This window comes from Mycolicibacterium tokaiense (assembly GCF_010725885.1).
In the GTDB taxonomy this organism is placed as follows: domain Bacteria; phylum Actinomycetota; class Actinomycetes; order Mycobacteriales; family Mycobacteriaceae; genus Mycobacterium; species Mycobacterium tokaiense.
The window spans coordinates 4,540,090-4,563,787 of the sequence record NZ_AP022600.1 but is presented as its reverse complement, the minus strand read 5'-3'; the positions used below and the strand labels follow the sequence as shown (position 1 = coordinate 4,563,787).

Below are 23,698 nucleotides of genomic sequence, written 5' to 3'. Positions count from 1 at the left end.
TCAGAGCAGCTGCGTGTGCGCGCCGCCGTCGGCGTAGATGATGCTGCCGGTGGTGGCGGGCAGCCAGTCCGACATCAGGGCGCACACGGTCTTGGCCACCGGTGTCGGGTCCTTCATGTTCCAGCCGATCGGGGCGCGCTGGTCCCAGCCCTCCTCGAGCAGCTTCATCTGATCGCCGGCCTCCGCACCCAGTGCGCCGCCCACGATCGCGCTCATCGCCAGCGTCCGGATGGGCCCGGCGGCAACGAGATTGGACCGCACACCCACCTTGCCGGCCTCACGGGCGACGAAGCGGTTGACCGACTCCAGCGCGCTCTTGGCCACCGTCATCCAGTTGTAGGCGGGCATGGCGCGGGTGGGGTCGAAGTCCATCCCGACGATGCCGCCGCCCGGGTTCATGATCGGCAGCACGGCCTTGGCCAGTGAGGCGTAGGAGTAGGCCGAGATGTGGATGCCCTTGGCGACGTCCTCGTAGGGGGCATCGAAGAAGGGGTTGATGCCCATACCGGTCTGCGGCATGAAGCCGATCGAGTGCACCACGCCGTCGAGCTTGTTGCCTTCACCGATCTCGGCAGTCACCCGGTCGGCCAGGGTGTCCAGGTGCTCGGAGTTCTGCACGTCGAGTTCGATCAGCGGCGCCGGGTTGGGCAGCCGGTCGGCGATGCGGCGGATCAGCTTCATCCGGTCGAATCCGGTCAGCACCAGTTCGGCGCCGGCCTCCTGGGCCACCTTGGCGATGTAGAACGCGATCGAGCTGTCGGTGATGATCCCCGTGACGAGGATGCGCTTGCCTTCAAGAAATCCGGTCATTGTTGTGTTGTTGCCCTTTCTAGTGGCCCATGCCCATGCCGCCGTCGACGGGGATGACCGCGCCGGCGATGTAGCTCGCGTCCTCCGACGCCAGGAAGCTGACGGCCCCCGCCACCTCGGCGGCGGTGCCGACGCGCTTGGCGGGGATGAAATCCAGTGCTCCGGCCTGGATCCGTTCATCCAGGGCCCGGGTCATCTCGGTGTCGATGTAACCGGGGGCGACGACGTTGGCGGTGACGCCGGCCTTCGACAGTTCGCGCGAGATGGAGCGTGCCATCCCGATCAGGCCGGCCTTGGCGGCCGCGTAGTTGGCCTGGTTGCCGATCCCCCACATGCCCGAGACCGAGCCGATGTAGATGATGCGGCCGAACCGTTTGCGCTGCATGCTCCGCGACGCGCGTTGCGTCACCCGGAACGCGCCGGTGAGGTTGGCGTTGATGACGTCGGTGAAGCGCTCCTCGGTCATCCGCATCAGGAAGGCGTCCTTGGAAATCCCGGCGTTGGACACCAGCACCTCGACCGGGCCCTGGTGTTCTTCGACCTCGGTGAACGCGCGGTCGATGGCGGCGGTGTCGGTGACGTCGCACTCCACGCCGAACAGTCCCTCGGGGGCGCCGGAACCGCGGTGGGTGACGGCGACCTTGTGCCCGTCGGCGGCCAGCCGCTGCGCGATGGCCAGACCGATGCCCCGGTTTCCGCCGGTGACCAGCACGGAGCGGGCGATGAACGGGGGTCGTCCCACGGGGACCTCGGTAGCGGCGGTGTCGGTCATGGTCGTCAACTTATCGCCTGCCCCGCGCTCGGTTGAAATCGCATCACCCGGGTAGGCGGCGGTTGATCACCAGGGCGGCCAGCGCGGCCAGGGCCAGCGCGAGGGCACCCAGGCGCAGCCAGCCCACGCTGGCGTCACCCTTGATGGTCTCGTAGCCGATCTGTTCCTGCAGGGAGGTGAACACCTCTTTGAGCTGCTCCAGGCTGGACGCGGTGTAGGCACTGCCGCCGGAGAGATCGGCGATCTTGGCCAGCATCTCGTCGTCGACGGGCACCGGCTGGCGCTGGTCGTTGATCTCCACGTAGCCGTACGGCGTGCCGAAGGACACGGTCGAGATCGGCACGCCCTGGTCCTTGGCCGTGCGCGCGGCGGTGTAGGCGCCCTTGGGGTTGTCCGGATTCGACGGCACCGTCTCCTTGCCGTCGGACATCAGCACGATGCGCGCCGGAGGCGGTTCGTCGCCGCCGCCGATGACGGCGCCCACGGTGGCGATGGATTGCAGCGCGGTGAAGATGCCCTCGCCGGTGGCGGTGCGGTCGGCCAGCTGCAGCTTGTCGATGGCGTTCTTGGTGGCCTCGCGGTTGGTGGTCGGCGAGGTCAGCACGGTGGCGGTGCCGGCGTAGGCGATCAGGCCCAGGTTGATGCCGGGGGTGAGCTGGTCGGCGAACTGCTTGGCGGCTTCCTGGGCGGCCACCAGCCGGCTCGGCGAGACGTCGGTGGAGCGCATGGACTGGGACACGTCGATCACCAGCATCACCACGGCGCGGTTACGCGGGATCCGCACGTCGTGGGTGGGGCCGGCCATGGCGATGGTCAGCAGCGACAGCGACGTGATGAGCGCGATGGCCGGCAGGTGGCGCCAGCGGGTGGGCCGCTTGGGCGCCACCGTCTCCAGCAGCTCCATGTTGGCGAACCGCAGGACCCGCTTCTCCCTGGCCCGCTGCACCATCACATAGAGCACGACCAGCGCCGCGATCACGAGGAAGAACAGGAAGAACCACGGGTGTTCGAAGCCCGACAGCGACATCGGCCCCAGCAGTGGCAACGTCATGAAAACCCAGTCACTTCTTTCTCAACTCAGATTCCGGCCAGCGCACCGCGCCGGCGGGACGCGACGAACCGGACGATGTCGGCGATCCAGTCCCGGTCAGTGCGCAAGGTCATCAGCGGCGCGCCGCAGCGTCGCATGGTGCGGGCCACCTCGGCGCGGTGTGCCGCGGCGGCCTTGCCGAAGTCGTCGCGCAGTTGCGCATCGATGCGGAACTCGCGGGTGACACCGGATTCGGTGTCCTGCAGGATCACATCGCCCACATCGGGCAACTCGACGTCGCGCGGGTCGAGCACCTCGATGCCGAGCACCTCATGGCGGGCAGCGATGGCGCGCAGCTGCCGCATCCAGGTGATCGGACCCAGGAAGTCGCTGATCACCACCGCCATGCCGCGGCGGCGCTCGGGCCGGCGCAGCGCGTCGATGGCGGCCGCCAGATCCCCGCGCACGCCCTGCGGGGCGCGCGGGGCGGTCGCGATGGCCCGCAGCAGGCTCTGCTCGTGCTGGCGTCCCGACAGCGCGGGCACCCGGACGATGCTGTCGCCGTTGGCGATGATGGCACCGAGGCGGTTGCCGCCCCCGCTGTTGAGATAGGTGATGGCCGCGGCGGCCGCCACCACCAGGTCCCGCTTCTCGCACCCGGTGGTGCCGAAGTCGAGGCTGGCCGACATGTCGATCACCAGCCAGGTCTCCAGTTCGCGGTCGGCGATCATCTGCCGCACGTGGGGCACCTGGGTGCGGGCGGTCACCGACCAGTCCATCCGGCGCACGTCGTCGCCGGGCTGGTACATCCGCGAGTCCCCGGGTTCGGAACCCGGACCCGGGATCAGGCCGAGGTGGTCACCGTGCAGTACCCCGTCCAGCTTGCGGCGCACGGTCAGCTCCAGGGTGCGCAGCGCCGCGGCGAGTTTGGGGTCCCCGATCTCACCGCGCTGGAACGACGGCGGATGGATGGACTGCGGTTCGGTCACCGCCCGTTGGCCGCCACGTTGGCCGGCGGCGGCCCGGTCTGCACCGGCGGCACCGAATGACCTTGCTGCGGAACGGCATTGACCTGCGGCAGCGCGACGGTCTGCAGGATGCGGTTGATCACCGTCTCGGCGGAGATCTCGTCGGCCAGCGCGTCGTAGGTCAGCACCAGGCGGTGGCGCAGCACGTCGGGGATGACCTCGATGACGTCCTGGGGAATCACGTAGTCGCGGCCACGCACCAGCGCCAGCGCGCGGGCGGCGGCGATGATGCCCAGTGACGCGCGCGGGCTGGCGCCGAAGGCGATCCACGACTTCACGTCGCCGAGGCCGAACTGCTCGGGCTGGCGGGTGGCGGTGATGACACGCACCACGTAGTCGACCAGCGCGTGGTGGACGAAGTTGTTGGCGGCCAGGTCCTGCAGGCGCAGCAGATCACCGGGGTTGAGGATGCCCTTGGGGTTGGGCGGGGTGACGCCCATCCGGTAGATGATCTCGCGTTCTTCCTCCGGCGACGGGTAGTCGACGTTGATCTTGAACAGGAAGCGGTCGCGCTGCGCCTCGGGCAGCGGGTAGACGCCCTCGTTCTCGATGGGGTTCTGGGTGGCCATCACCAAGAACGGCTTGGGCAGCGGGTAGGTCTTGCCGCCGATGGAGATCTTGCGCTCGGCCATCACCTCCAGCAGGGCGGACTGCACCTTGGCCGGGGCGCGGTTGATCTCGTCGGCGAGCAGGAAGTTCACCACCACCGGCCCCAGTTCGATGTCGAACTCCTCGCGGCCCTGCCGGTAGATGCGGGTACCGATGATGTCGGTCGGCACCAGGTCGGGGGTGAACTGGATGCGGGCGAAGGTGCCGCCCACCACCTTGGCGAAGGTCTCCACCGCCAGCGTCTTGGCCACCCCGGGCACACCTTCGAGGAGCACGTGGCCCTTGGCCAGCAGGCCCACCAGGATGCGCTCGACCAGTTGGTCCTGGCCCACGATGATGCGCTTGACCTCGAAGATGGCGCGTTCGAGCGTGTGCACCTCGGCGGCCAGGTTGTTCTGGGTCGGCGCCGGCGCGGCCGGGGCGGCGTGCGCACCCGGCGCACCTCCCGGCGTGTAGTTGGGCGACCCACCTGGTGACGTCATCGACAATCCTCCACAGCTGAACGTGATCTCCGTACGGGCGGCCACCACGTCGGGCCACCGCGCTGGACTCAACTATTCCAGGCACTTCGGATTACGTCGACGTGCCCACCCGTGGGCGGGTCGTTCAGGATTCGATGATGCGGGCCAGGTAGGGCTGCAGGCCGGCGGTGCGCAACGGGCTGACCTTGACTCCCCCGGCGCTGCCGGAGGATTCCAGCATCTGGCCGTTGCCCAGGAAGATCGCCACGTGCTGGCTGCCGCCGGGACCCCAGAACAGCAGGTCGCCGCGCTTGGCCTGGGACTGGGGAATCTTGCGGCCGGTGTTGTACTGGTCACCGGAGTACTTGGGGATCAGCACCCCCACGCCGGCGAACGCGAACTGGGTGAAACCCGAACAGTCATAGCCCACGGTGTTGGCCCCGGAGTCCACGCCGGTGCTGGGCCCGGTCGGCTTGCCGCCGCCCCAGGAGTAGGGCGTGCCGATCTGGGAGGCGCCGCGGCGGATGACGTACTCGATGGCCTGCGGGCCGCGGACCCGGCCCGGCGCCACGCCGGCCGGGGCGTCGCCGGGCGCCAGCCCCAGCTTCTGCAGGAAGCTGCGGCCCAGATTCATGGTGGCCTCGGTGGCCTGGGCGGTGACCGCCAGCGAGGCATTGGCGATGGCCAGCGGATCCCCGGGAGCCCCGGCGCTGATCAGTTTGGGCAGGGTCGGATCCCACTGTCCCGGATCGGGTTCGGCAGCCGCCCCGGTGGCGGTGCCGATCGCCAGCACCATCGCCACCAGTGCGGCGGCGATCGGCCGCAGCAGGCGAAGGAGCAAGGGAGGCAGAGTGAACGAAAGCAAATCAGAACCCATCAGTATTCGATGTAGCGGACGACGTGCGGTGTCATCCCACTGGTGCGCACCGGCGAGACCTTGACCACCGAACCGGTGTAGGGCGCTTCGAGCATCTGCCCGTTGCCCAGGTACAGGGCGACGTGCTGGCTGCCGCCGGGGCCGTAGAAGATGGCGTCGCCGCGGCGCATCTGCGACGACGGGATCTTGCGGCCCATGTTGTACTGCGAGCCCGAGTAGTGCGGCAGCTTGATGCCCACCCCGGCGAACGCGTGCAGGATCAACCCGGAGCAGTCGAAGCCGACAGTGCCTGCGCCCTGGTCGATTCCGCGGCTGGGGCCGGCCGCGTTGCCACCGCCCCACGAGTACGGCACACCCATCTGCCGCATGGCGCGCTGGATGACGTACTCAGAGGCCTGGCGGCCGTAGACCCGGGGGATGACACCGCCGTTGGTGATGCCGGTGTCGGCGGGCTTGAGGATGCCGAGCTTCTGCAGGAAACCCTTGCCCAGATCGGCGGTGACCTGGGCCGAGGTGGAACCGATCTTGAGGATCTCGTTGATGATGGCGATGGGATCGCCGGAGACGAACGCGCTGGGCACCATCGGCAGCGTCGTGTCCCACTGGCTGGCGTTGCCGTAGGGCACCGCCGCGGTGGGCGCATGGTCCCAGTCCCCGGCCACCGGGCCGGCCGGCCGGGCTGCGGCGGCCTGCGGGCGGATCACCGCGGCATCCGCCGACGGCGGGGTGGCCGCGGCGCGGGCCTGGGCCAGCTGCGCCTCGGCGGCGTCGCGCTGGGCACCGAGCTCGGTGATCTGGTTCTGCTGGTCGCGGAAGTTCTGCTGCGCGGCGGCCAACGCGGCCACCGCGTTGTCCTGGCTGGCCTGGGCGGTGCCGGCGGCGGCATCGGCCTTGGCTTTGGCGGCGCGGGCCTGCGACTCGGAGTTCAGCTGCTCGGTGCGCGCCTGCTGTAGGTCGGCGAACACCTTCTGGGTGCTCAGCGCCAGCGTGTGTTCGGTGGCGGCACTGGCGATGATCTCGGTGGGATCGGCCGCGGTCAGATAGGACGCCGAGGGACCGTTCATGTACGAGGCGACGGCGACGTCGTCGAACTTGCGCTGCGCGGCGGCGATGGCGGCCTCGGCGTCGCGCACGCCCTGCTGGCTGCGGTCGAGGTCATGCTGTGCGGCGACGACGTCATCGCGGGCGGTCTGCACGTCCAGGATCGCCTTGTTCACGGTTTCCTGCTCCGTCTGCACGGCGGCCCCGAGCTCGGAGAGTCGCTGGTTGGCCTCGGCCACGTCGGCGATCAGGGCGGCCAGGCTGGACGGCGCGGGTGCGGGTTCGGCGTGCGCCAAGGCGGGGGTGCTGAGCAGCAGGGCCAGCGTCAGCAACGGAGATGCGCCGTGGACGGGTCTCATGCGACTCATGTCTCCTCATGGTTCGACGCGACCGGATTCTCCCGCAAAACGGGTATCACCAGTCACTGGAGGCACACCTACAACAATGGATACCTTCAGAACCGTACGTCACAATTGTCCCTGAAGAAACTTTAGTTACGAACTACAAGAATGTAATTCGGACGCCGTTATCGAACGGTGACAATTCGAATTGGCCGCAGCGCGGCAATTCGCTCAGGAGTCGCTGGTCGCAGGCTCTTTTTCCGCGTCGGACGACTTCGCCTTTACCGTAAGGACTCGCGTAACGACAACGGCCAGGAAAACGGCCACGGTGAGCACGATCGTGAGTGCGGTCCACGGGAAATCCGGCGTATTCAACTGGCTCACGAAATTCTGCGACGACTGCACCGGGTTGCCGGTCTTGGCGAGGTCCTCGCCGGCCTCCAGGGTCACCCGGTCGAACTCCGTGCTGTACGTGCCGGCGAACGACGGGCTCAACACCAGCACCGTCGAACCGGGGTTGGCCTGACCGACTTCGGTGGCGATGTCGCGCAGTGGGGTGTCGATCGGCGGATTGTTGTCGATCACGACGATCTTCAGATCGATGCCGTCGCGCGCGGCCTCCTGCACCACGCCGGCCAGACCGGGCTCGTCGGCCGGCGGTGCGCTCACCCCGTCACGTGCGACCTCGGCCTGAACCACCGGCATGTCGACCTCGGGCGGGATGTACACCCCGAGATTGCCCAGTACCGACTCCGACATCTCCACCATCCACTCTCACGACAGCCCGCAACGTTCACACGCACGGTACGCGAGCGCCACCGAAGCAGGTGGTATACGGCGCGCTGCGGGGGAAGACTGATACACGACCGGTACCGACGCAACCGTGCCGGGTCGGTGAATTACAGGACAAGCGTACTGTTAGAGTTACAGCCGATCGCCGGCACAGCCCGCCGGCGAGGAAAACAATCGCCGGGAGTTGACGTGACCAGCAAGAACTCATTTGATGCCCATCAGACCCTCGAAGTCGGTGACAATTCCTACGAGATCTACCGCCTCGATGCGGTACCCGGTACGGAGAAGCTCCCCTACAGCCTGAAGGTGCTCGCCGAGAACCTGCTGCGCACCGAAGACGGCGCCAACATCACCAAAGAGCACATCGAGGCCATCGCCAACTGGGACCCGAATGCCGATCCCAGCATCGAGATCCAGTTCACCCCCGCCCGCGTCCTGATGCAGGACTTCACCGGCGTCCCCTGCATCGTCGACCTGGCCACCATGCGCGAGGCCGTCGCCGCACTCGGCGGCGACCCCGACAAGGTGAACCCCCTCTCGCCTGCGGAGATGGTGATCGACCACTCGGTGATCCTGGACGTGTTCGGCCGCGCCGACGCCTTCGAGCGCAACGTCGAGCTGGAGTACCAGCGCAACGGCGAGCGCTATCAGTTCCTGCGCTGGGGCCAGGGCGCGTTCGCCGACTTCAAGGTCGTCCCCCCGGGCACCGGCATCGTGCACCAGGTCAACATCGAGTACCTGGCCCGGGTCGTGATGACCCGAAACGGTGTTGCCTATCCGGACACCTGCGTGGGCACCGACAGCCACACCACGATGGAGAACGGCCTCGGCGTCCTGGGCTGGGGCGTCGGCGGCATCGAAGCCGAGGCCGCCATGCTGGGTCAGCCGGTCTCGATGCTCATCCCCCGCGTCGTCGGCTTCAAGCTCACCGGCGAGATCAAGCCGGGCGTCACCGCCACCGATGTCGTGCTCACCGTCACCGAGATGCTGCGCAAGCACGGTGTGGTCGGCAAGTTCGTCGAGTTCTACGGCAAGGGTGTGGCCGAGGTCCCCCTGGCCAACCGCGCCACCCTGGGCAACATGAGCCCCGAATTCGGTTCCACCGCAGCGATGTTCCCCATCGACGAGGAGACCATCAACTACCTGCGCCTGACCGGCCGCACCGACGAGCAGCTGGCCCTGGTCGAGGCCTACGCCAAGGAACAGGGCATGTGGCACGACCCGGCCAAGGAGCCGGTGTTCTCCGAGTACCTGGAGCTCGACCTGTCGACGGTGGTGCCGTCGATCTCGGGCCCCAAGCGCCCGCAGGACCGTATCGAACTGTCCGACGCCAAGACCGCGTTCCGCAAGGACATCCACAACTACGTCGAGGAGAACCACCCGGCGCCGGAGACCAAGCTGGACGAAGCGGTCGACGAGTCCTTCCCGGCCAGTGACCCGGTGTCGCTGTCCTTCGCCGACGACGGCGCCGTGGACGTCCGTCCGTCTGCGGCCAACGGCTCCGACGGCCGGCCGAGCAAGCCGATCACCGTGCGCTCCGAGGAGCGCGGCGAGTTCGTCCTCGACCACGGCGCGGTGGTGGTCGCCGGCATCACCTCCTGCACCAACACCTCCAACCCGACGGTGATGCTCGGCGCCGCCCTGCTGGCCAAGAAGGCCGTCGAGAAGGGGCTGACCACCAAGCCCTGGGTCAAGACCAACATGGCCCCCGGCTCGCAGGTCGTCACCGATTACTACAACAAGGCCGGTCTGTGGCCCTACCTGGAGAAGCTGGGCTACTTCCTGGGCGGCTACGGCTGCACCACCTGCATCGGCAACACCGGTCCGCTGCCCGAGGAGATCTCGGCAGCCATCAACGACAATGACCTGTCGGTGACCGCGGTGCTGTCCGGCAACCGCAACTTCGAGGGCCGCATCTCCCCCGACGTGAAGATGAACTACCTGGCGTCCCCGCCGCTGGTCATCGCCTACGGCATCGCGGGCACCATGGACTTCGACTTCGAATCCGACCCGCTGGGGCAGGACACCGAGGGCAACGACGTCTACCTCAAGGACATCTGGCCCTCGGCCCAGGAGATCCAGGAGACCATCGCCTCCTCGATCAACCGGGACATGTTCACCGACTCCTACGCCGACGTCTTCAAGGGCGACGACCGGTGGCGCGCGCTGCCCACCCCGGAGGGCAACACCTTCGAGTGGGACGAGAACTCCACCTACGTCCGCAAGGCGCCCTACTTCGACGGCATGCCCGCCGAGCCGGAGCCGGTCGCCGACATCACCGGCGCGCGGGTGCTGGCCCTGCTGGGCGACTCGGTCACCACCGACCACATCTCCCCCGCCGGGGCCATCAAGAAGGGCACCCCGGCAGCGCAGTACCTGGAGGCGCATGGCGTGGAGCCCAAGGACTTCAACTCCCTGGGCTCGCGGCGCGGCAACCACGAGGTGATGATCCGCGGCACCTTCGCCAACATCCGCCTCAAGAACCAGCTCCTCGACGACGTGTCGGGCGGCTACACCCGCGACTTCACCCAGGATGGCGGGCCGCAGGCGTTCATCTATGACGCGTCCGTGAACTACGCCGATGCCGGGATCCCGCTGGTGGTGCTCGGCGGCAAGGAATACGGTTCCGGGTCGTCGCGTGACTGGGCGGCCAAGGGCACCAGCCTGCTGGGCGTTCGCGCGGTGATCGTCGAGTCCTTCGAGCGCATCCACCGGTCCAACCTGATCGGCATGGGCGTCATCCCGCTGCAGTTCCCCGCCGGGGAGTCGGCGGCTTCGCTGAAGCTCGACGGCACCGAGACCTTCGACTTCACCGGCATCACCGAACTCAACGAGGGCAAGACGCCCAAGACGGTCAAGGTGACTGCCACCAAGGAAGACGGAAGCAAGGTCGAGTTCGACGCGGTGGTCCGCATCGACACCCCCGGTGAGGCGGATTACTACCGCAACGGCGGCATCCTGCAGTACGTCCTGCGCAACATGCTGAAGTCGTAGATGCCGAAAGTCAGCGAGGACCATCTGGCGGCCCGCCGCCGCCAGATCCTCGACGGCGCCCGTCGCTGCTTCGCCGAGTTCGGTTACGACAAGGCGACGGTGCGCCGGCTCGAGCAGTCGATCGGGCTGTCCCGCGGGGCCATCTTCCACCACTTCCGCGACAAGGACTCGTTGTTCTTCGAGCTCGCGCGCGAGGATGCCGAGCGCATGGCGGAGGTGGCCTCCCGTGAGGGGCTGATCCAGGTGATGCGGGATATGCTGGCCACGCCGGAGCAATTCGACTGGCTGGCAACACGTCTGGAGATCGCACGCAAGTTGCGCCACGACCCCGCCTTCAACCGGGGCTGGGCGGAGCGTTCGGCGGAGCTGTCGGCGGCGACCACCGACCGGCTGCGCCGCCAGACCCAGGCGGGCCGGGTACGCGACGACGTACCCAGCGACGTGCTGCACGTCTATCTGGACCTGGTACTCGACGGCCTGGTCGCCCGGCTGGCCTCTGGCGAGGACCCGAAGCGGCTGTCGGCGGTGCTGGACCTGGTCGAAGCCTCGGTGCGTCACGGTAGCTCGCTACCGGCGCAGACAGCCTCGGCCTCACTGGGCTAGCAGCGCCAGTGGTGCTGCGCGACAGCAACTTTCGGCTCGCGCAGCACCCGGCGCCGCTACCGGTGGCGGGTGCGGTGGTTGGGCCCTCCCCTGCTGCGCAGCGTTGTTCCCGACTCCACCAGCATGCTGTGCACCGATCCGTAGGACCGCCCGGTGGTGGCAGCCAGGGTACGGATACTCGCTCCGTTCTCGTACGCGTCGCGCAGCTCGCCGAGCAGTTGCGCGCGCGCCTCGTCCGTTTTCCTCACCGACGCCTCCAGCTGTGGACCAGGACCCCGACCGCTCCTCAGACTAGGAACAGTACGCCCCGCTGTGACGTGAATCACCCAAATCGAGCAGCCGGAAAGGCCAGTCGCATCAAGCGAGTTCGATGAGTTCCCGGTACTCGTCGGACCAGAAATCCTCGGTACCGTCCGGCAGCAACACCACCCGCTGCGGGTTCAGCGCTTCGGCCGCCCCCGGATCGTGGGTCACCAGCACCACCGCCCCCAGATAACTGCGCAACGCATCCAGCACCTGCTCGCGCGAGGCCGGGTCCAGGTTGTTGGTGGGCTCGTCGAGCAGCAGGACGTTCGCCGACGAGGCCACCAGACCGGCCAGCGCCAACCGCGTCTTCTCACCGCCGGAGAGCGTCCCGGCCGGCTGGTCCAGCTGCGCACCGGTGAACATGAACGCCCCCAGGAGGCCACGCAGATCCTGCTCGCCGGTATCGGGGGCGGCGTGGCGGATGTTGTCCCACACCGAAGCGTGGTCGTCGAGGGTGTCGTGTTCCTGGGCGAAGTAGCCGATCTTGAGGCCGTGCCCGGGTTCCAGGCCGCCGGAGTCCGGGGTTTCCACCCCCGCCAGCAGCCGCAGCAGCGTCGTCTTGCCCGCACCGTTGAGACCCAGCACCACCACCCGCGAGCCGCGGTCGATGGACAGGTCGAGTCCGGTGAAGATCTCCAGCGACCCGTAGTTCTTGCTCAACCCCTTGACCACCAACGGCGTACGGCCGCACGGCGACGGGGTGGGGAACTTGATCTTGGCCACCTTGTCGGCCACCCGCTCGTCGTCCAGCTCGGCCATCATGCGCTCGGCGCGACGGAGCATATTCTGTGCCGCAACGGCTTTGGTGGCTTTGGCGCCCATCTTCGCCGCCTGGGTGCGCAACGCCGAGGCCTTCTTCTCGGCGTTGGCCCGTTCGCGGCGGCGACGCTGCTCATCGGTGGCGCGGGCGTCGAGGTACTTCTGCCAGCCCATGTTGTAGACGTCGGCCTCACCGCGCACGGCGTCGAGGAACCACACCCGGTTCACCACCGCCGCCAGCAGTTCGACGTCGTGGCTGATCACGATCAACCCGCCGGAGTGGCTCTTGAGGAAGTCGCGCAGCCACACGATGGAGTCGGCGTCGAGGTGGTTGGTGGGCTCGTCGAGTAAGAGCGTGGTGGCCGACCCGGACCCGGAGTCCGAGGCTGCGAAGAGGATGCGGGCCAGCTCGACCCGGCGGCGCTGCCCGCCCGAGAGCGTGCGCAGCGGCTGGGTGAGTACCCGGTCGGGCAGACCGAGGCTGGCGCAGATCCGGCCTGCCTCGCTCTCGGCGGCGTACCCGCCGAGCGCGGCGAAACGTTCCTCCAGCTGACCGTAGCGGCGCACCGCCTTGTCGCGGGCGGCGTCGTCGGCCACCTCGGCCATCAGCACCTGCTGTTTCTCCAGGTCCGTCATCAGCACGTCCAGACCGCGCGCGGAGAGCACCCGGTCGCGGGCCAGCACATCCAGGTCGCCTTCTTTGGGATCCTGCGGCAGATACCCGACCTCACCGGCGCGGGTGACCGCACCCGCGTAGGGCTCACCCTCACCGGCCAGGATCCGCAGCGTGGTGGTCTTGCCGGCGCCGTTGCGCCCCACCAGCCCGATCCGGTCGCCGGGCTGCACGCGCAGCGCGGGTCCCTCGGCGGCCAACAACGTACGTGCGCCGGCACGAACCTCCAGGTCCGTTGCGGTGATCACCGGGTACAGCTCCTCGCGCAAAGAGAGACACCGCTGGTGCGGTGTCAGGTTCGATCGTCAGTGAAAACCGGGGGCCGGCTCTGCGCGCGCGCCGCCACCGCCTCTTCGAAGTTCGAGGTGAGCAGGCGTACGTAGAGTTGGCCCAGGCCTTCTGCCTGCATGTGCCCCTCCAGGGTACCGGCGTCCAGCCCACTCCACAGAGTCCGCTTGGTCAACTCAATTCCCGGACGGGAGAAGGAGGCGATGCGTTCCCCCATGTCCAGACAGGTCTCCAGCAGGTCCTCGTCGGGAACCTGGCGCGACACCAGACCGATCCGCTCGGCCTCGGCGGCGTCGACGTCGCGGCCGGTCAGCATCAGCTCGAACGCCCGCGAGGTCCCGATCGCCCTGGGCAACAGGTAGGACAGTCCCAGTTCGCTGGCGGTCAGCCCGTTGTTGATGCCGGCGGCACGGAAGTACGCAGCCGCACCGGCGATCCGGATGTCGCACGCCAGCGCCAGACACAGCCCGCCACCGATCGCGGCTCCGTTGACCGCGGCGATCACGGGCTGGTGCAGGCGTCGCAGGCCCAGGATCACGTCATCGAGGACCTGCATGGACCGCAGCGCGAAGCTGGGGCGGGTGAGGCCGTCGACGTGCGGCACACTGCCCGCCGACTTGTGGTCGGCACCCGAGGAGAAGCCGCGTCCAGCTCCGGTCAGCACCACCGCACGCACGCTGTTGTCGTGGGTGAGCTCTTCGAGCACCTCTTTGAGCGGCACCATCACGTCGAAGGCCATGGAGTTCATCCGCTCCGGGCGGTTCAACGTCACCACCGCCACGTGTGGGCGGGGCCGGTCGACGAGGACGAAGGTGTCGCTGCTCACGGGAAGGCACGTTAGCGCGTGACCTCCCGGGGGGGTCAGGCTTCCTCGGTGTTGCCCTCTGCGGAGGCGGCGGCTTCCGCTGCTTCTACGTCGAAGTCCTTCACCTGCTTGATGAGGTCCTCCAGGGCTGCCGGCGGCAACGCCCCGGCCTGGTTGAACACCAGCTTGCCCTTCTTGAACGCCATCAGCGTGGGGATGGACCGGATCTGCGCCGCGGCGGCGAGCTGCTGCTCGGCCTCGGTGTCCACCTTGGCGAACACCACATCGGTGTGCTCCTCGGAGGACTTGGCGAAGGTCGGGGCGAAGGAGCGGCACGGACCGCACCAGGACGCCCAGAAGTCCACCAGCACGATGTCGTTGTCGTTGATGGTGTCGTTGAACTGTTCGGCTGTGATATCTCGAGTTGCCACGTGGTGTTCAACGCGACCCTCCCCGGGCATGTTCCCGGATGGGATCAGCCCCGGTCAGAGCTCGTAGACCTTGACCCAGTCGATCTTCATCTCCATCGGGAACACCGAGGTCTTGTCGGGATCGCCGGTCCAGGGGTTGCCCACCGCGTTGTTGAGGATCAGGTAGTGCGGCCACTTGCCGGAGAACGGGGTCCAGTCGCCGCCGAGCGCCTCGTACTGCTGCTTGGTGATCTCGCCGACCTGCTTGCCGTCGACGTGCCAGACGATCCGGTCGGCGTGCCAGTCGATGCCGTAGTCGTGGAAGCCCTGGGACAGGTCGACACCCATGTCGGCGCCGTTGCCGTGCAGCTTGACGTCGACGGTGTTGTTGCCCTGGGCCGGGCCGTGGATGTTGCCGGTCCAGTGCTTGCTGCCGTCGACGTTGCCGAAGCCCGGCAGTTCCACGATGTCGATCTCGCCCTGCCGCGGCCAGTCGAACTCGTGCCCGGGCTCGAGGCCGACCGTCCAGAACGCCGGCAGGCTGCCCTGGGTGTAGGGCATCTGGATCCGGGCCACGATGCGCTGGCCCACCGTCACCGACGCCTTGCCGTAGGTGACCAGACGGGTGGAGGTGTAGTTGTTGGGTGCGCCGAGGCCGTCGGGCGCGGTCTCCTGCCGGGTGACGATGACGACGTGGCCCTCGTCGTTGAGGTAGACGTTCTCGAAGTCGGTGTAGTACTGGTTCTCCCCCGCCGACTGGCCCCAGCGGCCGGTCTGCACGCCCCAGTACTTCAGCGCCTCCTCGATGCTGGTGAAGTTGGTCTCCCACACCAGCGGCAGGTCCTCGGTGTCGGGCAATCCTGTTCCTGGGGTTCCGGGATTGCCTGGGTTTCCCGGATCACCGGGGTTCGGCCCCGGGTTGCCGGGGTTGGGCCCCGGGTTGCTGCCGTACATCTGCGTGCGCAGCGACACCCAGAAGGACTCCACGAATCCCGGCATCCTGATCGGCAACAGGGTGGCCGCCGACGGCGACGGACCCAGACCGATCCACGTCATGACGTCGACGATCATGGTTCCCAGCGTCACATGGCCGGCAACCAGCGCGGCGTCGGCATTGCTGATCTTGGCCGTGCTCACGGCAGTGGCCCTGGTGGTCACCGCCGTGGTGGGTGTGGTGACGGCCTCGGGCGTCTGCACACTCTCGGGGGCCGGCGCGGCCTCGGCGGGCTCCACCTCGGCGGGCGCCTGCGTGTCGACCGCAGGAGCCGGGGCGTCCTCGGACTCCTCCGCGGGAATGGACTGATGGTCGCGACTCGGCGTGGTCGCGGCGACCGGCTCAACCGACGTCCCGGCGTTCGTGTCGTCGTCGGTGGTCGTGTCGTCGTCGGTGGCCGTCTCGTCGTCGCCGTCCGTCTCGTCATCGGCCTCGTCCACGTCGTCATCAGCGTCGTCGGCGTCGGCGTCGGCGTCCCCCGCATCAGTGTCCTCCGAATCGGAGTCCGTGGAATCAGCGTCCTCGGAATCGGAGTCCGTGGAATCAGCATCCGTGGAGTCGGTGCCCGTGGAGTCACTGCTGGTCGAGTCACTGCCGGAGGACTCACTGCCCGAATCGGATGCACTGCTCGACGCCGCACTGCTGGATGTCGTGCCCCCGGAAGAGCCGTCGGTCGCCGCCGCCATCCCGGCGGTGCCCATCGCCACGCCGAGACCGGCAGCGACGACCCCGACACCCAGCCAGTAGGTGCAGGGCAACGGCTGCCTGCGAGCAGCCTTCTTGCGTTTCTTGGTGCGCGCCGATGCTTGCGCATTCGTGCGAGAGCGAGCAGCCATTGCGGGTACCTCGGTTCAGGTGAATCGGGGTCGGCTGATTCGCCGATAGCGTTCGGACAGCGTCCGGTCACCCCAAAGGAGTTCGCTGGACAGCTATCCGAGCACGTCGGCGGATCGCAGACGACCGCGGTGGTTTCACAGGTGGGTTCACGTGATGTGCAGCGGACACGATGTTCGTCGTTGGTTCGTTTCCGCTGCTCTCGGGGCCGACTGGCCAGCGGTTCCCGAGTACAAGACCTCGTGGTTTCCCACGAGAACTGCGCAGGCAGAAATGTAGCGGAGTTTTTGCAGGACCGTTAGTTAAAGCCGCAACTTTGTTTGCTTACCGGCGCCAGGGCAGAGCGGAAAACAGTGTGCAGACCCACGGAGAGGCCGGGTGACCGATTACCGGCAGGAAGCTTGAGCAAGCGGACTTGATATTTGCTGAGAGTGTGGCCATTCGCCAGCCGCGTCGCAGTTGCCGAGAAGTTTGCCGAGCATCGCCACGGCCGAGTAATGGACGGAAATAGATAGCTGACACCGTTGTGTCGCAGGAGCCACATCAGTCAGAGGATTGGGGTGCATCTGCTTTCACGTGCCGTTTTACCGCGATCACCCGTGAATCGCACGAGCCCGGTGCTGACGACGACAATTCGCCACAGAAAATATTTTGGGCATGACATAACATGACCGTTACTGCCGTGGGGGCTGACGCGAACAGCATGCTGAGCAGCGGTTTCCTTGCCTACACCCACCCCAGCAAGTGAAACAGGGATTCGCAGCTAACTCCCGATCAGCGCCACTGACGGCCAGATACCCCATCGGCCCGCGAAAAGAATTCATCGGCGTGTCGCGCACAATGGTGGTTCGTGTCGCGCTGATTCAGCAACCACGCGACCGGCTGCGGCGCCGCGCGCGCCCGGCAGACCTCAGGTGAGCCTGACCGCGGTCAGGCGCATTTCGGCGGACGTCAGACCCCGCTCGGGTCCGGCGACTCAGACCGTGAAGCCGAGCGCCCGCAACTGCTCGCGGCCGTCCTCGGTGATCTTGTCCGGCCCCCAAGGCGGGTTCCACACCCAGTTGATCTTGATGTCCTTGACCAGTCCGGCGCCCACCAAGGCGGTGCGGGACTGATCCTCGATGACGTCGGTCAGCGGGCAGGCAGCCGACGTGAGCGTCATGTCGATCAGCGCCACCTTGCCGGCGTCGGCCTCTTCGACGTCAAGCCCGTACACCAGGCCGAGGTCCACCACGTTGATACCGAGCTCGGGATCCACCACGTCGCGCATGGCCTCTTCGAGATCGGCCAGCATCTCTTCGTTGATCGCCGTCTTTTCGTTGAACGGGGTCTCACTCACTGCACCTTCTCCTTCGCCTGCACCAACGCGTCCTTGAATGCCATCCATCCCAGCAGCGCACACTTCACGCGCGCCGGGTACTTCGCCACCCCCGCGAAGGCAATGCCGTCACCCAGTACATCCTCGTCACCCTCGATGGTGCCGCGGGACGACACCATCTCGGAGAAGGCAGCCACGGTCTTGAGGGCGTCGCCCACCGTCTGCCCGATCACCTGGTCGGTGAGCACCGATGTCGCGGCCTGGCTGATGGAACAGCCCTGCCCGTCGTAGGAGATGTCGGTCACCTGCTCCCCGTCGGCGGACAGCGCCACCCGCAGTGTCACCTCGTCGCCGCAGGTCGGGTTGACATGGTGCACCTCGGCGCCGAACGGCTCGCGCAGGCCGCGGTGGTGCGGGTGTTTGTAATGATCCAGGATCACTTCCTGGTACATCTGTTCCAGTCTCATGCGAAGAAATCGACCGCCCGCTTCACCCCGGCCACCAAGCGGTCCACCTCGTCGAGGGTGTTGTACACCGCAAACGACGCCCTGGCCGTCGCAGCCACACCGAATCGGCGGTGCAGCGGCCACGCGCAGTGATGCCCCACCCGCACGGCCACTCCGTCGTCGTCGAGCACCTGCCCGACGTCGTGGGCGTGGATACCGTCCACCACAAACGAGACCGGCGACCCGCGCAACTCCGCCGCCGCCGGCCCGATGATCCGGACCCCGGGCACGGCTGACAGACCGTCCAGCGCGGCAGACACCAGCGCAGCCTCGTGCGCTTCCACCGCGGGCATGCCGATGGCGCCGAGATACCGGGCGGCCGCGGCCAGTCCGACCACCTGAGAGGTCATCGGGGTGCCCGCTTCGAAGCGCTGCGGTGCCGGCGCGTAGGTGGTGGCCTCCATGGTGACGGTCTCGATCATCGAACCGCCGGTGATGAACGGCGGCAATGCGTTCAGCAGCTCACGGCGGCCGTAGAGCACGCCGATCCCGTTGGGCCCCAGCATCTTGTGCCCGGAGAACGCGGCGAAGTCCACCCCGAGTGCGTGGAAGTCCACCGGCTGGTGCGGCACCGACTGGCATGCATCGAGCAGCGTCAGGGCACCGACGGCGTGCGCGCGTTGGACGAGTTCGGCCACCGGCGCCACGGCACCGGTGACGTTGGAATGGTGGGTGAAAGCGACGAGTTTGACCCGCTCGTCGAGTTGCAGCGAGTCCAGGTCGATGCGCCCGTCATCGGTCACCGAATACCACTTCAGGGTGGCGCCGGTACGCCGGGCCAGTTCCTGCCACGGGATCAGGTTGGCGTGATGTTCCAACTCGGTGGTGACGATGACATCACCCGGGCCGATGGCACCCTCGAACCGAGTGTCCCCCACCGCATACGACACCAGGTTGATGGACTCGGTGGCGTTCTTGGTGAACACCAGCTCGTCGTCGTCGGCGCCGACGAAGGCCGCGATGTCGGCGCGACCCTGCTCGTAGGCGTCGGTGGCCTCTTCCATCAACTGGTGAGCGCCCCGGTGCACGGCGCCGTTGGAGTTCAGCAGGAACTCCCGCTCGGCGTCGAGGACCAGCAGCGGACGTTGTGAGGTGGCACCGGAATCCAGATAGGCCAACTGGTTTCCGCCCCGCATCACCCGGGACAGGATCGGGAAGTCGGCCCTGATCCGGCTGAGCTCCGCGGCATCCAGCGGCATACCGACGGATGTGGTCATGGCTGCCTCCTAGGCCCCAGCGGCTGCCTGGGCGAAGCGCTCGTAACCGTTGGCCTCCAGCTCGTCGGCCAATTCGGGGCCGCCGGACTCGACGATGCGTCCGGCCACGAACACGTGCACGAACTGCGGCTGGATGTAGCGCAGGATGCGGGTGTAATGGGTGATCAGCAGGACGCCGCCATCCTCGGTCTCCTTGTAGCGGTTCACCCCTTCGCTGACCACGCGCAGGGCATCGACATCCAGGCCGGAATCGGTTTCGTCCAGGATGGCGATCTTCGGCTTCAGCAGCCCCAGCTGCAGGATCTCGTGGCGCTTCTTCTCGCCGCCGGAAAAGCCCTCGTTGACACTGCGTTCGCCGAAGGCGGCGTCGATGTCGAGGTCGCTCATGGCGGATTTGACCTCTTTGACCCAGTGCCGCAGCTTCGGCGCCTCGCCCCGCACGGCGGTGGCCGCGGTGCGCAGGAAGTTCGACATCGACACCCCGGGCACCTCAACCGGGTACTGCATCGCGAGGAAAAGTCCGGCGCGAGCCCGCTCGTCGACGCTCATCTCCAGGACGTCCTGCCCGTCCAGGGTGATCGACCCCGAGGTCACGGTGTACTTGGGGTGGCCGGCAATGGCATAGGACAGGGTGGACTTGCCGGAGCCGTTGGGGCCCATGACCGCATGGGTCTCGCCGGATTTCACGGTCAGGTCGACGCCCTTGAGGATGGGCACCTCGTCACCTTCGGCGGTGAAGACGGAGGCGTGCAGGTCCTTGATTTCCAGAGTGGTCATTAACTGCTTCTCGATTCGGTGATGGCCAGTTCTCGTTCGATGGCTTCGGTGAGGCGCTCGCGCACGGCGGGCACGGCGATCTTCGCGATGATCTCGTTGAAGAAGCCGCGCACCACCAGTCGGCGGGCCTGCGCTTCGGGGATGCCGCGGGCGCGCAGGTAGAACAGCTGCTCGTCGTCGAAACGTCCGGTGGCACTGGCGTGTCCGGCGCCGACGATCTCGCCGGTCTCGATCTCCAGGTTGGGCACCGAGTCCGCACGGGCACCGTCGGTGAGCACCAGGTTGCGATTGACCTCGAAGGTGTCCGTGCCGGTGGCCTCGGCGCGGATCAGGACGTCGCCGATCCACACGGTGTGGGCGTCGGGCTTCTTCGAGTCCGGATCACCCTGCAGCGCACCCTTGTACAGCACGTCGGACTTGCAGTTCGGGACAGCGTGGTCCACCAGCAGCCGGGACTCGAAGAACTGGCCGTCGTCGGCGAAGTAGGTGCCCAGCAGCTGGGCGTCGCCGCCTTGGGCGGTGAAGCGGACGGCGGCCGCGGTCCGCACCACGTCGCCGCCCAGGGTCACGTTGACGTGGCTGAGCCGGGCGTCCTTGCCGAGAGTGGCGTGGTGCGAGCTGACGTGCACGGTGTCGTCGGCCCAGTCGGCGATCCAGATGACCCCCAGCGTCGCGGCGTCACCGACGATGATCTCGACGTTGTCGGCCACCACGCCGCTGCCGCGCAGATCCACCACCGCGGTGGCGCGGGACAGCTCCTCGACCCGGATCTGCAGGTGGCCGTAGGCCACCGCGTCCGCGCCGGGACCGTCGACGGTGATCACGATGGGGTCGGCCACCTCGGTATCGCGGCCGACGGTGATCACGGTGGCGGACTCGAAGGACGAATACGCCTGCGCTGCAACACGATCGGTGGGGGTACCACCCTGTCCCAGGCGGACGTCGTCGCGGCCCACGGTCTCCACGGTGACACCGGGGTTCTCCGACACGGCGACCGTGAGGGACCCCGACGCGGTAGCGGAGCCGTCGTGCAGGCCGCGCAGCCGCTTGAGCGGGGTGAAACGCCACAGCTCGTCGCGCCCGCCGGGCACCTCGAATGCGTTGACGTCGAACGAGGCGAACAGCTCGCCCTTGTTCTTGACGATGCCTTCGACGGCATCGGTCAGATTCTGGGTCATTTAGCCGACAGCGCCTTCCATCTGCAGTTCGATCAGGCGGTTGAGCTCCAGCGCGTACTCCATCGGCAGCTCCTTGGCGATGGGCTCGACGAAGCCGCGCACCACCATCGCCATGGCCTCGTCCTCGGTGAGGCCGCGGCTCATCAGATAGAACATCTGATCCTCGCTGACCTTGGAGACGGTGGCCTCGTGCCCCATCGTCACGTCGTCCTCGCGGATGTCGACGTACGGGTAGGTGTCGGAACGGCTGACGGTATCCACCAGCAGCGCATCACATTTCACGCTGGACTTGGAGCCGTGTGCGCCCTTGTTGACCTGCACCAGGCCGCGGTAGGACGCCCGGCCGCCGCCGCGGGCCACCGACTTGGAGACGATGTTGCTCGACGTGTTCGGCGCCAGGTGCAGCATCTTGGCACCGGTGTCCTGGTGCTGGCCTTCGCCGGCGAACGCCACCGAGAGCACCTCACCCTTGGCGTGCTCACCGGTCATCCACACGGCCGGGTATTTCATGGTGACCTTGGAGCCGATGTTGCCGTCGATCCACTCCATGGTGGCGCCGGCCTCGGCGCGGGCCCGCTTGGTCACCAGGTTGTAGACGTTGTTCGACCAGTTCTGGATGGTGGTGTACCGCACGCGCGCACCGGGTTTCACCACGATCTCCACCACGGCCGAGTGCAGCGAGTCCGACTTGTAGATCGGCGCGGTGCAGCCCTCGACGTAGTGCACGTAGGAGCCCTCGTCGGCGATGATCAGGGTGCGCTCGAACTGGCCCATGTTCTCGGTGTTGATCCGGAAGTAGGCCTGCAGCGGGATATCGACGTGGACACCCTTGGGCACGTAGATGAAAGAGCCACCCGACCACACGGCGGTGTTCAGCGCGGAGAACTTGTTGTCTCCGGCCGGGATCACCGTGCCGAAGTACTGCCGGAACAACTCGGGATGCTCCCGCAGCCCGGAATCGGTGTCCAGGAAGATCACGCCCTGGGCCTCGAGGTCCTCGCGAATCGAGTGGTAGACCACCTCGGACTCGTACTGGGCGGCCACACCGGAGACCAGCCGCTGCTTCTCCGCTTCCGGGATACCCAGCTTGTCGTAGGTGTTCTTGATGTCGGCGGGCAGGTCGTCCCAGGTGGCCGCCTGCTTCTCGCTCGAGCGCACGAAGTACTTGATGTTGTCGAAGTCGATGCCGTCGAGCTCCGAACCCCAGTTCGGCATCGGCTTCTTGTCGAAGGTGCGCAGCGCCTTGAGGCGCACGTCGAGCATCCACTCGGGCTCGCTCTTCTTGGCCGAGATGTCGCGGACCACGGCCTCGGACAGCCCGCGCTGGGCGCTGGCGCCTGCGACATCGGAGTCGGACCAGCCGTAGCCGTAGTTACCCAGGGAGGCGATGGTCTCCTCTTGAGTCAACGGCGTCTCCGGTGTGAGTGTCATGACGACACACTCCTTGCTCTCTGGTTGGCTTCGGCGCGGGCTGTGTGCCGAAGGTCGATCTGGTGTTCGGGGCTCAGCTGGTGAGCGGCACGTGGGTGGTACAGGCGCAGTCGCCGTTGACGATCGTGGCCAAACGCTGGACGTGGGTGCCCAGCACCTCGGCCATGGCCTTGGCCTCGGCGTCGCACAGCTCCGGGAACTCCTCGGCGACGTGCGACACCGGGCAGTGGTGCTGGCAGATCTGGACGCCGCCGCCCACCTTCGCGGTGGTGGTGACGTAGCCGGCCTTGGTGAACGCGTCGGCCACCCGGTCGGCGCCGTCCTCGACGTCGGCACTGGGCGGCACCTCGGCCAGGATCGAGTCGATCCGCCGACGCGCGAAGGTCTGGATGGCCTCGTCGCCGCCGATCTCGCGAAGCTGGCGCATGGCCGCCGAGGCCAGGTCGTCGTAGGCGTGCTCCAACTTGGCCCGACCCGCCGGGGTCAGCCGGTAGCGCTTGGCGGGCCGGCCGCGGCCCTCCTGCTGCCAGGCAGCGGCCGCATTGGCTTCGGCATCGCCGGCCTCGATCAACGCGTCGAGATGGCGTCGCACCCCCGCCGCGGACAGTCCGAGCCGGTCGCCGATCGCGCTGGCGGTGATCGAACCCGACTCGACCAGCAGGCGGATGACGGCCTTGCGGGTGTGTCCGTCCTGGGTGGCCGGCATGGCGTCATGCGCACGCGGAACCTCAGGGTGGAATTTCACAACACCAGTGTGACGCAATTGCCGGAGGCGGTCTAGCAAGGTCACCCTTACCGGGTGCGTCTGAATTGTCACACGTGAATTCGGGAATACCCCCGGCCG

The 23,698-nt window shown here is 67.4% G+C and carries 22 protein-coding genes; 2 read left to right on the top strand and 20 right to left on the bottom strand.

The features are described 5' to 3' along the window. The 8 genes from inhA to G6N58_RS22255 form a co-directional block, all read right to left on the bottom strand. Nucleotides 1-810: an NADH-dependent enoyl-ACP reductase InhA gene (gene inhA / locus G6N58_RS22290; protein ID WP_068916726.1), complete on the bottom strand. Its 810-nt coding sequence runs from the start codon at nt 808-810 to the stop codon at nt 1-3. 19 nt (nt 811-829) lie between these two features. Continuing rightward, nucleotides 830-1,582, bottom strand: coding sequence for a 3-oxoacyl-ACP reductase FabG1 (gene fabG1 / locus G6N58_RS22285; protein ID WP_068916725.1), 753 nt, complete (start codon nt 1,580-1,582; stop codon nt 830-832). A gap of 43 nt (nt 1,583-1,625) precedes the next feature. After that, complete coding sequence (locus G6N58_RS22280) at nt 1,626-2,633, bottom strand: VWA domain-containing protein (protein WP_068916724.1); 1,008 nt, start codon at nt 2,631-2,633, stop codon at nt 1,626-1,628. A 26-nt stretch (nt 2,634-2,659) separates the two neighbouring features. Next, on the bottom strand, nt 2,660-3,601 hold the full coding sequence (locus G6N58_RS22275) for a DUF58 domain-containing protein (protein ID WP_068916723.1): 942 nt from the start codon (nt 3,599-3,601) through the stop codon (nt 2,660-2,662). Continuing rightward, complete coding sequence (moxR1, locus tag G6N58_RS22270) at nt 3,598-4,731, bottom strand: chaperone MoxR1 (protein WP_115277252.1); 1,134 nt, start codon at nt 4,729-4,731, stop codon at nt 3,598-3,600. The genes G6N58_RS22275 and moxR1 overlap by 4 nt, the downstream gene beginning before the upstream one ends. 124 nt (nt 4,732-4,855) lie before the next feature. Next, the gene (gene ripB, locus G6N58_RS22265; RefSeq protein ID WP_115281345.1) at nt 4,856-5,506 is read right to left on the bottom strand and encodes an NlpC/P60 family peptidoglycan endopeptidase RipB; all 651 of its coding nucleotides are present in this window, start codon (nt 5,504-5,506) and stop codon (nt 4,856-4,858) included. An 80-nt stretch (nt 5,507-5,586) separates the two neighbouring features. Next, complete coding sequence (gene ripA, locus G6N58_RS22260; RefSeq protein WP_435406122.1) at nt 5,587-6,987, bottom strand: NlpC/P60 family peptidoglycan endopeptidase RipA; 1,401 nt, start codon at nt 6,985-6,987, stop codon at nt 5,587-5,589. Between the two features lie 213 nt (nt 6,988-7,200). Further along, nucleotides 7,201-7,728 (bottom strand): Rv1476 family membrane protein, encoded by a 528-nt coding sequence (locus tag G6N58_RS22255; RefSeq protein WP_172544951.1) that lies wholly within the window; start codon nt 7,726-7,728, stop codon nt 7,201-7,203. Nucleotides 7,729-7,950: 222 nt separating this feature from the next. Here G6N58_RS22255 and G6N58_RS22250 point away from each other — a divergent pair, with 222 nt between their 5' ends. Together G6N58_RS22250 and G6N58_RS22245 are read left to right on the top strand one after the other, a co-directional pair. Continuing rightward, nucleotides 7,951-10,755: an aconitate hydratase gene (locus tag G6N58_RS22250; RefSeq protein ID WP_115277255.1), complete on the top strand. Its 2,805-nt coding sequence runs from the start codon at nt 7,951-7,953 to the stop codon at nt 10,753-10,755. Next, on the top strand, nt 10,756-11,358 hold the full coding sequence (locus tag G6N58_RS22245) for a TetR/AcrR family transcriptional regulator (RefSeq protein ID WP_068916719.1): 603 nt from the start codon (nt 10,756-10,758) through the stop codon (nt 11,356-11,358). Nucleotides 11,359-11,414: 56 nt separating this feature from the next. Here G6N58_RS22245 and G6N58_RS22240 read toward each other — a convergent pair whose 3' ends face one another. From G6N58_RS22240 to G6N58_RS22185, 12 genes are all read right to left on the bottom strand, one after another. Next, the gene (locus G6N58_RS22240; protein ID WP_068916718.1) at nt 11,415-11,606 is read right to left on the bottom strand and encodes a helix-turn-helix domain-containing protein; all 192 of its coding nucleotides are present in this window, start codon (nt 11,604-11,606) and stop codon (nt 11,415-11,417) included. 109 nt (nt 11,607-11,715) lie between these two features. Continuing rightward, nucleotides 11,716-13,344, bottom strand: coding sequence for an ABC-F family ATP-binding cassette domain-containing protein (locus G6N58_RS22235; RefSeq protein WP_115281346.1), 1,629 nt, complete (start codon nt 13,342-13,344; stop codon nt 11,716-11,718). Between the two features lie 44 nt (nt 13,345-13,388). After that, on the bottom strand, nt 13,389-14,210 hold the full coding sequence (locus G6N58_RS22230) for an enoyl-CoA hydratase (RefSeq protein ID WP_115277256.1): 822 nt from the start codon (nt 14,208-14,210) through the stop codon (nt 13,389-13,391). Nucleotides 14,211-14,245: 35 nt separating this feature from the next. Continuing rightward, complete coding sequence (trxA, locus tag G6N58_RS22225; RefSeq protein WP_068916716.1) at nt 14,246-14,620, bottom strand: thioredoxin; 375 nt, start codon at nt 14,618-14,620, stop codon at nt 14,246-14,248. A gap of 54 nt (nt 14,621-14,674) precedes the next feature. Next, on the bottom strand, nt 14,675-16,429 hold the full coding sequence (locus G6N58_RS30870) for a glycoside hydrolase family 16 protein (RefSeq protein ID WP_232067955.1): 1,755 nt from the start codon (nt 16,427-16,429) through the stop codon (nt 14,675-14,677). A 974-nt stretch (nt 16,430-17,403) separates the two neighbouring features. Next, nucleotides 17,404-17,721, bottom strand: a complete 318-nt coding sequence (locus G6N58_RS22215) for a metal-sulfur cluster assembly factor (protein WP_068919814.1) — start codon at nt 17,719-17,721, stop codon at nt 17,404-17,406. Between the two features lie 41 nt (nt 17,722-17,762). Beyond that, complete coding sequence (gene sufU / locus G6N58_RS22210) at nt 17,763-18,212, bottom strand: Fe-S cluster assembly sulfur transfer protein SufU (protein WP_068916715.1); 450 nt, start codon at nt 18,210-18,212, stop codon at nt 17,763-17,765. Further along, nucleotides 18,209-19,468 (bottom strand): cysteine desulfurase, encoded by a 1,260-nt coding sequence (locus G6N58_RS22205; RefSeq protein ID WP_068916714.1) that lies wholly within the window; start codon nt 19,466-19,468, stop codon nt 18,209-18,211. The genes sufU and G6N58_RS22205 overlap by 4 nt, the downstream gene beginning before the upstream one ends. Nucleotides 19,469-19,477: 9 nt before the next feature. Then, nucleotides 19,478-20,245 (bottom strand): Fe-S cluster assembly ATPase SufC, encoded by a 768-nt coding sequence (gene sufC, locus G6N58_RS22200; RefSeq protein ID WP_068916713.1) that lies wholly within the window; start codon nt 20,243-20,245, stop codon nt 19,478-19,480. Next, entirely contained in the window at nt 20,245-21,423 is a 1,179-nt protein-coding gene (sufD, locus tag G6N58_RS22195; protein ID WP_115277259.1) for a Fe-S cluster assembly protein SufD, read from the bottom strand. Before sufD ends, sufC begins: the two co-directional genes overlap by 1 nt. Then, the gene (gene sufB, locus G6N58_RS22190; RefSeq protein ID WP_115277260.1) at nt 21,424-22,854 is read right to left on the bottom strand and encodes a Fe-S cluster assembly protein SufB; all 1,431 of its coding nucleotides are present in this window, start codon (nt 22,852-22,854) and stop codon (nt 21,424-21,426) included. 73 nt (nt 22,855-22,927) lie between these two features. After that, a complete protein-coding gene (locus G6N58_RS22185; RefSeq protein ID WP_115277261.1) occupies nt 22,928-23,671 on the bottom strand; it encodes a helix-turn-helix transcriptional regulator in 744 nt (247 codons plus the stop codon). Between the last annotated feature and the right edge of the window lie 27 nt (nt 23,672-23,698).